This window comes from Cyclobacterium sp. L-R, from assembly GCF_056859355.1.
The window spans coordinates 37007-50281 of sequence record NZ_JBSXOH010000023.1 but is presented as its reverse complement, the minus strand read 5'-3'; the positions used below and the strand labels follow the sequence as shown (position 1 = coordinate 50281).

Below are 13275 nucleotides of genomic sequence, written 5' to 3'. Positions count from 1 at the left end.
TAGGCTTTTTTTTCCATGATAAGTAAAGTTTAAAGGTTAAACATGGAATAAAAATAATCTATATACCTGAAAATAAGATCATTAATATAAGAAAAGTAAAAAACTACCGACGTAGGAGGTTTTGTTCAACTTGTTTATATGTGCAGTTTTATTGCACAATATATCTACATGTGGTTGAATTGGTGTAATTTTATTACCTTTTATTTTTAGATTATCTCCTTTAAATTCCGAAGGATTGATATTTATGTTTTTCTTACCAATCCATATTAAAACCATAATCTGAAGGGGCTATGTCCCACTTCTCCAGCAAGCCTCTGGCAGCCCTTAGGTCATATTGGCTGCGGTCCAATTCACCTGCATTTTCTACCATGGCAACAACTGCATCAAGGCTGGTTTTAGATTGGTCTTCTATGCAGTCTATGACATTTAAAGCATGGGTTCTGGCAAAAGAATTAGGGGCTTTCAAGACTTCGGCCAAGGCTTGCCTTGCTTTGTCCTTTTCACCCAAATTGTACAGGGCTTCTGCAGCAACTGACTTGACATTTGGAGAGGGATCATTTAAAGCTGCTTCCAGTTCTTTGATGGCTGACTGGGCTTTTTCTCCCAATATTAACAGCCCTGTTGCTCCCCAATACCTTTCGGCAGCTTCCTGGGAGGACAATAGGCTTAAAAGTTGTGGAATGTCTTCTTCTTTTGCGGTGGATGCTAAATTGGCTCCGTCTATCAGTTTTTCTAAATCCAGGTTGGATTCCCGCATATAATCATAGGCGGTAGTGCCTTCTGTTCTGTCAATCAACTCTGCCTCAGGTATAAAGCCTGTATCCCAAATTTTCAACATCCATACCTTCGCCGCTTTTCGCATCCTTTCAAGATCTTCCTTGTATTTTGGATCATTGGCCAGGTTATTTACTTCCCAGGGATCATTTTCGGTGTCGTACAATTCTTCAGCAGGTTTGGTATTCCAGAAGGCAGATTGTACCTCGTTACATTCACCCGCTTTATAGGCTGCTTCCCAGGATCTGATAGAAGGTGCTCTGAATAAATACTCCAGGTACTGACCATAAATCCTGTAGGGGATGTAATTCCGAATGTACCTGAATTTTTGGTCACGCACGGCCCTACTCATGTCATAACGCTCATCCATTCTCCCGCGGAACATGTACACATACTCAGGATCTGCAGTTTTCTTCTCTCCTAAAAAGGCTTTTCCCTGCAGGTAGTCAGGAATATCTGTTCCGATAATGCTAAGCAGTGTAGGAAACAAATCCACAAAACTGATCATTCTATCTACCTTATCTCCCGGTTTTTCTGCTGGAAACAAATGCTTGTATTTTTCTGGTATTTTTACGATAAAAGGGACTCTAGTACCTGTTTCGTACACATAGCGCTTGCTTCTGGCCAATACCCCACCATGATCGCCATAATAAAAAACAATAGTGTTTTCCGCTTCTCCACTTTCTTCCAATTCTTGAAGAATCTCACCGATTTTTTTATCCATGTCCTCCACCTTGTCATAATATTGGGCCCAATCATGGCGCATTTCCGGAGTATCCGGATGATAAGGAGGTAATGTAACTTCCTCAGAACTGTGCCTCAGGTCCTCATTGGGAATGGATTTGTGGATTGAACTTTCATGGGAGATGGTACTATTAAAAACAGCAAAAAAAGGCTTCCCTTCAGGTCTGTTTTTATAGTGCGCTTCTTTACTTGAATCGTCCCAAATATTTACATTTTGCGCTGGGTTTATATTGTAGTCTTCCTTGGAATTATTAGTGGCATAATAACCGGCCTCTCGTAACATTTGTGGATAGAACTTCACTTCATCCGATTTGTCATAATAACTCCTCATGTGCTGGTTTCCACCCGAGATCGCGTAAATACCTGTCAAAATAGTATTTCTGGCCGGGGCACAGACCGGTACGTTTGCATAGGCATGGGTATAAAGAAATCCCTCTGCTGCCAAGGCATCCATATTGGGTGTGGTGGCGAATTCATCTCCATAACAGCCAGCTATTGGACTGTTGTCCTCACTGGTGATCCATAAAATATTGGGGAGAGGTAATTCTTCTGCAGGCTTGGCACATCCAAAAAACAATACAAGTAAAAGGGAATATAAGGTCGGTTTCATTTTGGGTTTTGATAATTATTGATGCGAAACTATAAATAAAAACATTTTTTTTGGTTTTATGCAGGGAATGCAAAAAAACACTTGATTCATTGCTTTTGATTTACAAGAATTAATCAAAGTCCAATTTAACCCGAAATCAAGCCAATACCAAAGTAAAATAAAAACCAAATGGCTTAGGGTAACTTTGAGAGATATTCATTATTTTTAGTTTACAATGAATCCAATGGCCCATGGAACGATCAACAATTCCTTTCCCAAGTCAATCCCTGTTTAAAGGCAAAAACTCAGCGATATTTCTCGGCTGTTTGACTTTGTTTATCGGAATGGCCATATTCCAGGATTACCTATTCAGTAGGTTAAACAACACGGGTTTTTACATTAGCGAGTCCCTGCTCTACAATAGTTTATGGGCATTTATACTGCCTTTTGCATTAGTGGAAGGCTATTTCTTAAAACAACTGTATACAAAAAACAGAAGCGCCTTCTTTCTGATAGCTGTAGGGTTTGGAGCGGTATTTAGCTTGACGCACCTCTTGGTTTTTGCCGGCTATTTTGTAACGATAAGCCATTTCCTATACTCACCTACCCATCATTTTTCTCCTATATTTAATACAGCAATTTCAAATCAATTGGCCTTTCTATTCCTGATATACGCCACCATACCCTTTATCTACCGGGCATTTTTAAAGACAAAAGCCCAATCTTTCAAGCCAATTGCTGCCAATTATCCTGAGAAAATAAATATTCGCCTTGGAACAAAAATTACAGCCCTGCCCACGGCCACTATCCAATTTATCACCACCGACAAACCCTATTTGGCCATATACACTGCCGATCAAATGTATTTGTCTGACTTCAGCCTTAAAGCGTTTGAAGCCTTACTCAAGCCTGGGCTTTTTCTGCGCGTTCACCGCTCTAGCATTGTCAACGCTGATTGTATCAAAACCTTAAAATCCAGGCAAAATGGGGATTATGATGCAGCATTGAAAAATGGTAAAACAGTACGATTAAGCAGGCATTTCCGAAGCACCTGGCAGCAGCTCCTCCATTGAGCCTAAGCATTACTCCTTTGGGCAGATTTTAGCAATGTCCTTTGACATGGAATGTTTCTGTACAATTATATTGTACGAAAAGCAGGCCCATGACTCGATTAACAAATGTATTCATTTTACTGTCTTGTTGTTTTATTTCCTTAAGCTGTAACGGACAGCAACCAGGAAATAAAGAGCCCAAAGCAGTTTTAAGCAATGATTTTGATCAATCCCCTCCCCTATTTTACAAAATCCCAGAACGGCTTTCATCCAGTGACACCAGCCCGGGATGGACACAGAAAGGGCAAAAGATAGTATTGACAGGAACGGTATATGAAATCGACGGCAAAACACCCGCTGCCAATACCCTCCTTTATTATTACCACACAGATGTAAATGGCCAATATGCCACCAAAGCATCGGAACCTTTGAACATGCCCAAAAACCAACTCGGACAAACCCACGGCTACATCAGGGGATGGGTGAAAACAGGAAAGGATGGTAAATATGCCATCTACACCGTAATGCCCGGTAGCTATCCCAATGGCAGCGAAGTAGCGCATATTCACATGTACGTTAAAGAAGAAAACAGAGACCCCCCCTATTATATAGATGATTTTGTTTTCGATGACGATAAAGGATTGACAACTGCCAAGAGGGTAAAAATGGAAAATAGAGCTGGAAGTGGTGTGATCCGTTTTGTAGAAAAGGACGGCTTGTGGATCGGAGAACGCAACCTTATTTTAGGCTTAAATATTTCAGATCTGCCTAAAGATAAAGAAGCCATCAATGCATCAGCCAATGAGATTGGAGAACCTATTTTTTCTTTCACCCCCTACCATGCCTATGGACCGGACAAGGGCACAAAGACCTGTCCGGTTTGCAAATACGGTTGGTACCATGGCATTTTGTATTTTGTTGGGGACAAGCCCGATTGGCCGGCTATAGAGAAATGGTTACTTTTTTTGGACAATGAAAGCTTGATAAGGCAAAAGTACCTAAAGGTGTATTTTGTATATGGCAACCAATCCAATTATGTACCCTCGGAAAGAAGGTCTCAGTTGGAGAAATTAGGGTCCCAACTTCAGTTGAAAAGCGTAGCCCTGACTTTCCTGCCTTCTTTTGCAGACACTGTTTCAAATATTCATTTAAACAACATCAACCCAAAAGTTGACAATACCTTTTTGATTTATAAAAGAAGCACCATCATCGACAAATACATCAATTTTGCTCCTACTGAAGAAAATTTCAATAAAATAAAACGTGCTCTGGATCAATCAGCAAATCAATATTTTAAGTTATCCAGACCCAAAATGGAATAAACCGGCAGGCTATTTTAGCGGAAGAGAATAGCTAAAGCATTGTGCTTATCAAACAAGTTTTGGAAGGAAAAGGAGCTAAGCACAGGATATTACCATCGGTTAAGCTCAACATCACCTTACAAGCTTATCAAACAGGAGAAAACCTAGTTTTTTTATGGCATTTCTTTACTAAAAAGAAATAAAATTCTCTATATTGTATCAAATATTTTTATAGTTTATGTCTACAATACATAGAGGACTTACTGTTACTGTCACTATAGATGAGGACAAGCTGAGTAATGTCAATGCCCTTTTATTTCAATTCCGAAACGATCTTAAAACCAACAGGGATCAATTCGACAAATCATTGCCCAGCACCTTCTTTATCAGTTGGCTGACCCTACCTGCTCAAATCTACAATGAGACGGAGCAACTCCCTGCAAGAATTATTTTAATGACAAGTTATGTCGGGGACAAGCAAGAGCATTTAAATGAATTGGTGAATTTTCTAGAACCCCAACTCAAGCAGGTTTTTGGAGAAAGTCATGAATTCCCTGAAAATTATGCTGGGAAATCGGATATGCTTCAATTTCTAAGTAGTAAAAGTGTAGCCAACACTTTTTATAGTGGGTTTAAGTTCTTGACCACTTCTGATGTGGCAAAGGAAAAAGCACTCAAATCGGCGGTATGGGAATATGCACAGCAATTGAATGCGAGCAAGGATGCTTCCCAGCTCAGCCCTTCTTATATAAAGCAGCAAATTGAAGACTTTGTAGCCAATAACCCGGCCCTACATTGGGCCGTTGAAGAAATTCCTTTTGCCAGAAAAAACAAGGTTCAAATGTTACTTCCTCTGGTGGTATTTGGGCTAATTATGGCAACTTCCATAATCTGTATTGTCCTCTGCTTTTTTATGGACACCCTTTTCGTGAAAATTATGGCCTGGGTTTTCCCCTTATTTGTATCAATAATGGGAGGCTTATTATTGCTACTTCGGCAAAATGAAAAAAATCCCCATATTCCCAATGAGGAATTGTCTGATGATGAAATCAGGAAAATAGTAGCCCTGGAAACCCATCCTGTACTCAATGAAATGACCGTCATTGCTCCCTTAAAAAAAGGATGGGTAAGAAGGGCTTTTCTATACGTCAGCTTAAAATTAGTGGGTCTATTGACTTATTTCACCTATATCCCTACCGTTCATACCGCAAGGTGGTTACAGTTAGACAAGGGAAAAAGACTGGTTTTCATTGCCAACTTTGACAATTTATCTGAGGCCTACGCACATGACTTTGTAGACAGTGAGAAAAGAACCAAAAACATGGCCGTAATCTTTAGCCATGCCTTTGGATTTCCTGCCACTCGCTGGTTGATCCACAAGCAATACAATCACCGAAGCGAATACATGAAAGGGGTCAGGGCCCACCAGAAAATCACCCAATTCTGGTACTCCCATAATCAATATGAAAGCGTGGAAAACCTAAAGAGGAACAGGGCTTTCCGAGAGGGTCTGTTTAAAGAAATGGACGATGAAGCAATAAAAAAATGGCTATTAACGATTTGAAGCTATGGAATTGGAAAAAGAAGACATTCAAGGGCTAATGGTTCGTGGTCATGGTAACCTGACAAGCGCTAGGTTCTTATTGTACAATTGTACGAAACCTGATGCCACCTGCGATTTTTTGAAAGAAATCACCCCTTTAATTACACATGCAGAAGAAAAACCTGAAGATGAAGCCATCCATATTGCCTTTACCTATGATGGACTTGCCTTCCTAAACCTTCCAGAACCTGTTTTAAACAGTTTTTGTAGGGAATTTAAAGAGGGAATGTCTGCAGAACAAAGGAGAAGTGTATTGGGAGATATAGGCGAAAATGATCCTGAAAACTGGATCTGGGGCCATGACAGCATCCATTTTTTATTGATGGTATATGCAAAGGATCAGGTCCAACTGGATAAAAGCATGCTCAGGATCAAAGAACAAACGGACCGTTGTGGCATTCAACTTATTCACACCCTCCCTACGGGGCTTTTACAGCATCAAAAGGAACATTTTGGATTTAGAGATGATATTTCAAGACCAGTCATTCGGGAACTATTAAAAGAAGCTCCACCTAAGGACTCCACTACTTTTCCTGCGGGAGAATTTATCATGGGCTATAAGAACCTTTACGATGAATATGCGCCTGCTCCCTATGTACCTCATGAGTTGGACAAAAATGGATTTTTACCCTTTCACCCAGATTATCCTGAAAGAAAGGACTTAGGTAAAAATGGTACTTATCTGATATTTAGGCAAATGCAACAAAACGTCCACAGTTTTTGGAATTACATGAAGGAACAAACGGATGAAAAAGCCGCTGCCATCAAACTGGCTAGCAAAATGGTTGGCAGATGGCCGGATGGTTCTCCTTTGGCCCTGTGCCCCATGCAGCCCGATCCCACCCTATCCGAATCCAATAATTTTGGTTTTTGGGACGATGATCAGGCTGGACTCAAGTGCCCTATGGGTGCCCATATCCGAAGAACAAACCCCAGAGATCATCTGGTCACAGAAAAAAGCAAAATAGACTCCTCAGAAATGGCCGCCAAGCACCAAATGCTGAGAAAAGGTAGACCCTATGGTCCTCCCGTGACGCCGGAGCTTGACCCGAATGACATAATGGATTCAAGTGAGGATGAACAAGAAAGAGGGCTCCATTTTATTGCCATGGTTACAGACATTAGGAGACAGTTTGAATTTGTTCAAAACAACTGGGTTAGCTTCCATAAATTTGGAGGCCTGGAAAATGATGCTGATCCAATCATCGGCAACCATTACCAAACCGAGCATTACCGCACCAATGAGTTTAGCGAGCCCAATTACCCCATAAGAAAAAAGTATACAAACCTACCCAATTTCACCTTGATTAAAGGAGGAGCTTATTTCTTTTTCCCCGGTATAAAAGCTTTACAATATATTTCAAGCCATGACTGAAGAACAAAACACAGAGGAAAAGGAAATTCAGGACTTGATCCAAACCATGAAGGATTACCTGGACAAGGAATACCTGGCTGGTAAAAAACTCAGGAATTTTCATCCCAAAATGCATGGCCTATTAAAAGGCAGTCTAAGCATACTCCCTGATTTACCAGAGGAACTAAAGCAAGGGCTCTTTAAAAATCCTGGGGTTTATCAAACATGGATAAGGCTCTCCAATGCACCTCCAAAAGTAAAATCAGACAAGCCTGCCTCCGGAAGAGGATTGGCCATCAAGGTGCTGGATATTCCCGGGGAAGTAATTGAGCCAGATCCGATAGGCGTGCCTACCCAAAACTTTTTACTAACCACCAGCCCTATTCTGTCCGCCTGGAATATTTCTCTGTACGCAAAAGCCATTAAAGCGGTATTATTCGGGCTTTGGGAACAATTCAAATTTGCGGTAAACCCTTCCCATTGGAGAAGTATTTTCCTGACATTTAAGTACAGCAAGAAACATGATAACCTGCTTTCACAAACCTATTTCTCAGGAGGAGCCTTTAAGTTTGGTCCAGCCTTATTTGTGAAATTTGTACTGACCCCAAATGATCCCAACCTGGGCTATACCCTGGACCAAGCCAAAGACGACAACTTTCTAAAATCACAATTGATCAAAGACTGTGAAACGAAAGACCATGCCTTTACCTTAAATGTACAAATTCATAAAAGCGATGCGCTTCAACCATTGGAAAACACTTCCATTGCCTGGGAAGGAGCGTTAATACCTGTAGCAACGCTAAACATACCTCAACAATCCTTTGACATTCCTGAACGTATAAAAATGGGGGAAGAGTTGGAATTTTCTCCTTGGATGGGTTTGGTAGAACATGCTCCAGTTGGAGGAATCAACAGGGCAAGAAGAAGGGTGTATAAAGAATTGGCAGCTTACCGGAAAAGTAAGGGAAATGATTAATCTCCAAATCTTTCTCATTTCCAAGTACTTGTATTTATAAATTACTTTCGGTATTTTAGTACAAAGGCCTTATTTCAGGAAGTTTACTGTTTGAATTTTTCCAAAGTAAAAATAGTAAGGCTGAAATTGGGAGTTGAAACCAATGGAGAAAAAGCCTGGCTATGAAAGAGACTTGCATTTCCTTGATTTTTGCTTTTCTGCTTGCTTTTCCCAGTCTGGCACAAGTGCCGATTACGGCCACAACTTTAGGTCCTCCTGCCAGTCTGCTCAAAAGTTCCCCTGCCGGCTCCTTAGCTACAATGGATCAAATCCCATTTAAAAAGGACCTACAACAAATCCACTCGCTTAAACAAGCTTATGATTCCTTAAATCAAGAGATCAAAGAATTAAAGACCACAAAAATAGACAGCGCCAGAAAGGACAGCTTGGTCAATGTACTAAAATCCCGCGGCCAAAAAGTACTCGACCAGGAAAAGGAGATGCTACAAAACTTGGTGGCTGACTCAAATCCATCAAGTGAAAAATTAAAAAACTCTTCGAATTACCTTTTAAAGCAGGTGGAAATATCCAAAGGAACATTGCAACAAGCCAGTGACATATCTGCTGTAGAGGAGATTATCCAGCAAAACGAGGAAAACCTGAAAGCATTCAGTAATGAACGGCTTATGCCTGAACTTGAACAAAAAATAAGCGGAAACCAGAGCAGCAAAATTGATCCACAAAGTACAAATCTGATGGATTATTATGGTAAGGGTGCCATGAAAGAGCTTAGCCGAGAGAACGTTGAAGGCTATCTATCCATGGCTAAAGCCAAGTCAATGACTACAGAAAAAACTAAAGCTATTTCCAACGAATACTTACAAAACATCGGCAATAACTACAGCAAAATAAGCATGGATTCCCTTGGGAACATTAAAGTAATAGGCCCAAAGAAAACCCTTGAAAAATTCAAGTTTAAGGAACCGAACAGCTTAAAAAAGGCACCATTTTTAAACAGGACAGGTTTATACCTTTGGTATGATCCATTGACCTCATTTGGCGAGGGAATATTTATAGACCTGGGCATAAAATACAGTATGAGCAGTCAGTGGCATTCCTATGCCGGAATCATCGCCAAGCGTCAATTTAAAAGTCAAATAGGGCCTGTAAGTACAGGTGAGGGAATTAAAGGAGGATTGCGCTTTACCCTAGGGAATTGGTTGCTTCAGGGAGAGTTGGCAAGAAGTAGGATAAGCGTGACCTATGTCCCGGGTTATGAACACAGAAATTTTGATGGAGCCATCTGGTTATCAGGTTTAGGAGCTGGAAGAGCCATTCCCATGGGGAAAAAGCTTCAATCGGTAGTATTGCTGACTTGGGATCCCTTATTTAAAGAAAGTCGTGGCCTTTCAACTTCCAGGTTTCAATTTAAAATTGGATTTGAGCTAAATCAACTAAAAAAAATCACGAAGGAAATTCCCAAAAACCTAATACCATCAAATCCTCGCCCAGACGCTACTTCCAAAATATTGGATTGACCAGACATTTACAATTTATAAATTCCCTGATGTGAATTACAAATCACAAAAAGCCGGATAGCGTAGTTACAACCTATAGGGAGTCTGTAAGCGTAAATTAATTTTCTGCAACGCGGTTCAACCCCTTACAGGGTAGCGGGTGAAGGATGTAATGGCTTTTCCGTGAGTAAAACTGACGGTTAATATTGTTCAAGTCCTTCAGACTTGGAATAGGAATACTCACCTTTCATAACAAACAATTATCAGAAATGTCTGGAACAATTTTATTTAAAAATGTAATCGAAAGAAGCCTGTAGGGCTTCAATAATAATAACCACGGATGAAACCCGTGGACGGCCAACTCCACATCTATTCCTCAACCCCGATAGCGGGTTGAACAATCCTTCTCATCAAAAAAGGTTTCCAATCATAAATCTCAGCTATTAGGTGTTATAGCTACTTTAAAAGTGCCACGAAATTTGCAAACACTTATCAGAAATGTCAGGGACAGTTTACATAAAAATGTAATAAACTGAGTATGATCTAGGATGATGAAAAAATCGTCATTCCGAGACCTAGACAATATCCAATGCCGCACTCCAGCGGAGTGCAACCTTTGTAGCCCTGGGTAAGCCGACGCAAGAGGTGCGACCCAGGGTCTAAATGAATTGGAATTTGTAAGACATTAGCCTCCAATAAGCTCAACCGTGAAACAGGCTTTTCGCTAATGCCTGCGGCTCCTTTCCCGAGCTTTTTAAAATCTGTCATCGGTAGGCTTAGGGAAGGCTTTGAGTGAAGAAAGCCTTGGGAATCCCCAAGACGAGATTGCCACACCCTTTTCCACCTCAAAAACCTTCAAAAAAGGTTCGCAGTGTCGATGGAGTCATTTTTTTAGGACAATTTTAATATCGAAATGAGGATAATCGAAAGAAGCCTGAAGGGCTTCAACAACAATAATCATGGGTAAAAACTATCCAGACACAACAGATTAGCAACAAATCAGATAGCTTCAACAACAATAATCATGGGTAAAAACCCGTGGACGGCCAATTCCACGTCAATTCCTCAACCCCGATATTGGGTTGAACAAGACTTCACATCACAAGCCTTATCCAATCATAGATTTGGGCTGTTAAAATTTAAAGCTATTTTAAAGTTGCCACCAATTCACAAACAGTGAAATTAAACAAAGGATTAAGAATCTTGAATTCGTTCTAAAAAGGCATTTTTAAAGGTTTTCCCTCCAAAAAATGCCTGCTGCAGTTCCCAATCCTTAAAGCGTGGAAAGGCTTTCTCCACCCGTTCCCTATACCATGGTTCAACAGAAAGCCCCCAATGAGGAATGGCTCCAAAATCCAGCAACTCTCTCTCCAAACGCTTGAACAAAGGCAAGCTACCGGTCACACCTTTTACACTTACCAGTTCAATCATACAGGTGTCGTGCTGGTTCATCATGGATAAATGGGCATCACACTGTTTGACAAATCGCAAAGAAAAAGGCGCTGCCAAAAGGTGGTGGTAAGGTTGGGCTTCTTCACAAACTTTGAATATCAAGTCTACGGCATCAAATACCTTTTCCAAAGGAAAACCAAATTCTACAGCATAACCATAAAACTTTAACTCTCCCAATCCCTGATCCAACACAAATCGCGAATCATCCTCAAATCCTCCTCCTTCGTCCCCACGATGATCCACCAGTCTATGTATAGAATTATTGGTCATTGCAGGAATGGCCTGATGGTTTTTATTGAACACCCAAGGTGAAAGCCTTCCTGATATGGCTATTCCAGAGATAAATGAGGAAATATAATTCCTCTCTCTTCCCGCCTGCTCTCTAATCCCTTTTTCACTATAATCTCGGGTAGTCACCAAACATTTTCTTTGTTTTCCATCTTCTGTTTCAGCGGTCAGGTCTCGATAAGGGTTGATCAGAACCTCAAAATGTCTGTGGGCATTGATAAATTTATACACATCCACTTTTTGCATTTCAGCTTTGAGCTCTTCCCAATTGTAGCTGATTCTCTCCTCAAAAAGCCTGTAATTGGGTTGGGCCTCTAAAATCATGGAGAACACAATCCCCATGGAACCAATCCCCACCATTACGGCATTGAATTTCTCATCGTCCTGAATCAGTTCAATTCCATACTTTTTAACCTGATCGTCCTTATTGAATTCGGCAGGATCTGTTATCCCATCGCTTGGTTCTACTCTAAAAATCTTACCTCCCTTTCCCACGATGGTCATGGATCTCGCAAAAACTGAAACAGGGCCGATTCCAATTCCTGATCCATGGGTAGAGGTGGCAATCGCTCCACTGATAGACTGAATGCTTGAACCCCCTTGGTTGATCAAAGCAAAGCCATGATAGGTCAAAGCTTCTATTAGGTGCCTGATCTTGGTTCCTCCTCCAGTTTCAAAAAGGAAATGTTTTTCCACTGATTTTTTATTGCAAAAATTCACTTCTACATCAAAACCATCCTTGTATTCCTTTTTGATCCATTCCTTGGCAATCCGCTGGGTCATGTTCATGTTTTGGGTACAAACCAAAAAATCTTCACACTGGGCCACCGCCGTAAGGGCATGTCCGGAACCTACTGCACGTATTTTTCTGTTTTCTTTTTCTGCATTTTTCACCAACTCACTTACTTCCAACAAGCCTTTATAATCGTAACTATTGCAGGATTCATGTTTAGGTGAAAAATTATCAAATTCTCCATTTCCAAGTACAAAAAACTTCAGTGGCTCCGAAAAATGGTTGCCATACCAATTGCCCCATTTTTGCCTATGTGGTTTGTCTTTTTCAAACAATTCATCTTTGGTCAACTCCTTATCAAGAGACAATATCACCTTTTCATGATCGGCCATTTTTTTATTCAACTGGGATTCAATCAACCTTCTAATATACCTAGGGGTAACAATAAAATTAATGACACTTACCCAGCGATTTCTTTTTGTTCTGGAGCAATGATGAGTGAGGGCATCGTCCAATACTTCAATATGTGCCGGTACGTTCTTTCGGTTAAAAATCACCTGAACCAATAAGCCAAAAAGTACCCAAGACACTACTGTATTACCTTTCTTCCAGGTAATAAATTTTGTTAATGCGGACATGTATCTAATCTTCTATTTTAAAAATCATTAAACAACTATCTAATTTATCGAAAATATTAAAAAACCACATGATTTATGCTTTATTAATTTCAATTTAAAAGCAGTCTTAGTATTGGCATTGGAAAGACTGCTTGCTTTACATGGGTTATTCAATATCTTTGTGGCTGTAAAATATGCACGGGGTGCTTGACGAAAGTCAGGCTGAGATAATACCCGGAACCTGATTTGGATAATGCCAACGTAGGGATGCAAGCCAGATTTCCATTTGTAATTTG

8 protein-coding genes and 1 riboswitch are annotated in these 13275 nt (G+C 40.5%); of the genes, 6 read left to right on the top strand and 2 right to left on the bottom strand.

Features of this window, described 5'->3' with window-relative positions; genetic code table 11:
• Positions 1-253: 253 nt before the first annotated feature.
• Complete coding sequence (locus AC13EX_RS01575; protein WP_482891270.1) at positions 254-2128, bottom strand: sulfatase-like hydrolase/transferase; 1875 nt, start codon at positions 2126-2128, stop codon at positions 254-256.
• Positions 2129-2358: 230 nt separating this feature from the next.
• Here AC13EX_RS01575 and AC13EX_RS01570 point away from each other — a divergent pair, with 230 nt between their 5' ends.
• From AC13EX_RS01570 to AC13EX_RS01545, 6 genes are all read left to right on the top strand, one after another.
• Positions 2359-3180 carry a LytR/AlgR family response regulator transcription factor gene (locus AC13EX_RS01570; RefSeq protein WP_482891269.1) on the top strand — a complete coding sequence of 274 codons (822 nt, stop codon included), beginning with the start codon at positions 2359-2361 and terminating at the stop codon, positions 3178-3180.
• An 89-nt stretch (positions 3181-3269) separates the two neighbouring features.
• Positions 3270-4481: a dioxygenase family protein gene (locus tag AC13EX_RS01565; RefSeq protein WP_482891268.1), complete on the top strand. Its 1212-nt coding sequence runs from the start codon at positions 3270-3272 to the stop codon at positions 4479-4481.
• Positions 4482-4698: 217 nt separating this feature from the next.
• The gene (locus tag AC13EX_RS01560; RefSeq protein WP_048643027.1) at positions 4699-6024 is read left to right on the top strand and encodes a hypothetical protein; all 1326 of its coding nucleotides are present in this window, start codon (positions 4699-4701) and stop codon (positions 6022-6024) included.
• Positions 6025-6028: 4 nt separating this feature from the next.
• Positions 6029-7438: a Dyp-type peroxidase gene (locus AC13EX_RS01555; RefSeq protein WP_482891267.1), complete on the top strand. Its 1410-nt coding sequence runs from the start codon at positions 6029-6031 to the stop codon at positions 7436-7438.
• Positions 7431-8393, top strand: coding sequence for a catalase family protein (locus AC13EX_RS01550; protein ID WP_482891266.1), 963 nt, complete (start codon positions 7431-7433; stop codon positions 8391-8393). The genes AC13EX_RS01555 and AC13EX_RS01550 overlap by 8 nt, the downstream gene beginning before the upstream one ends.
• 161 nt (positions 8394-8554) lie before the next feature.
• Positions 8555-9910: a hypothetical protein gene (locus AC13EX_RS01545; RefSeq protein ID WP_482891265.1), complete on the top strand. Its 1356-nt coding sequence runs from the start codon at positions 8555-8557 to the stop codon at positions 9908-9910.
• A gap of 1173 nt (positions 9911-11083) precedes the next feature.
• On the opposite strand, the gene AC13EX_RS01540 is transcribed toward AC13EX_RS01545, so the two are convergent.
• Positions 11084-13000, bottom strand: a complete 1917-nt coding sequence (locus AC13EX_RS01540) for a D-arabinono-1,4-lactone oxidase (protein ID WP_482891264.1) — start codon at positions 12998-13000, stop codon at positions 11084-11086.
• Between the two features lie 168 nt (positions 13001-13168).
• Positions 13169-13264: riboswitch (TPP riboswitch) on the top strand.
• The last annotated feature ends 11 nt before the right edge of the window (positions 13265-13275 follow it).

Bases quoted from the DNA above. Each gene is read 5' to 3' on its own strand.
- AC13EX_RS01555 (WP_482891267.1), top strand. From the start codon at position 6,029: ATGGAATTGGAAAAAGAAGACATTCAAGGGCTAATGGTTCGTGGTCAT.
- AC13EX_RS01545 (WP_482891265.1), top strand. From the start codon at position 8,555: ATGAAAGAGACTTGCATTTCCTTGATTTTTGCTTTTCTGCTTGCTTTT.
- AC13EX_RS01575 (WP_482891270.1), bottom strand. From the start codon at position 2,128: ATGAAACCGACCTTATATTCCCTTTTACTTGTATTGTTTTTTGGATGT.
- AC13EX_RS01550 (WP_482891266.1), top strand. From the start codon at position 7,431: ATGACTGAAGAACAAAACACAGAGGAAAAGGAAATTCAGGACTTGATC.
- AC13EX_RS01560 (WP_048643027.1), top strand. From the start codon at position 4,699: ATGTCTACAATACATAGAGGACTTACTGTTACTGTCACTATAGATGAG.
- AC13EX_RS01565 (WP_482891268.1), top strand. From the start codon at position 3,270: ATGACTCGATTAACAAATGTATTCATTTTACTGTCTTGTTGTTTTATT.
- AC13EX_RS01540 (WP_482891264.1), bottom strand. From the start codon at position 13,000: ATGTCCGCATTAACAAAATTTATTACCTGGAAGAAAGGTAATACAGTA.
- AC13EX_RS01570 (WP_482891269.1), top strand. From the start codon at position 2,359: ATGGAACGATCAACAATTCCTTTCCCAAGTCAATCCCTGTTTAAAGGC.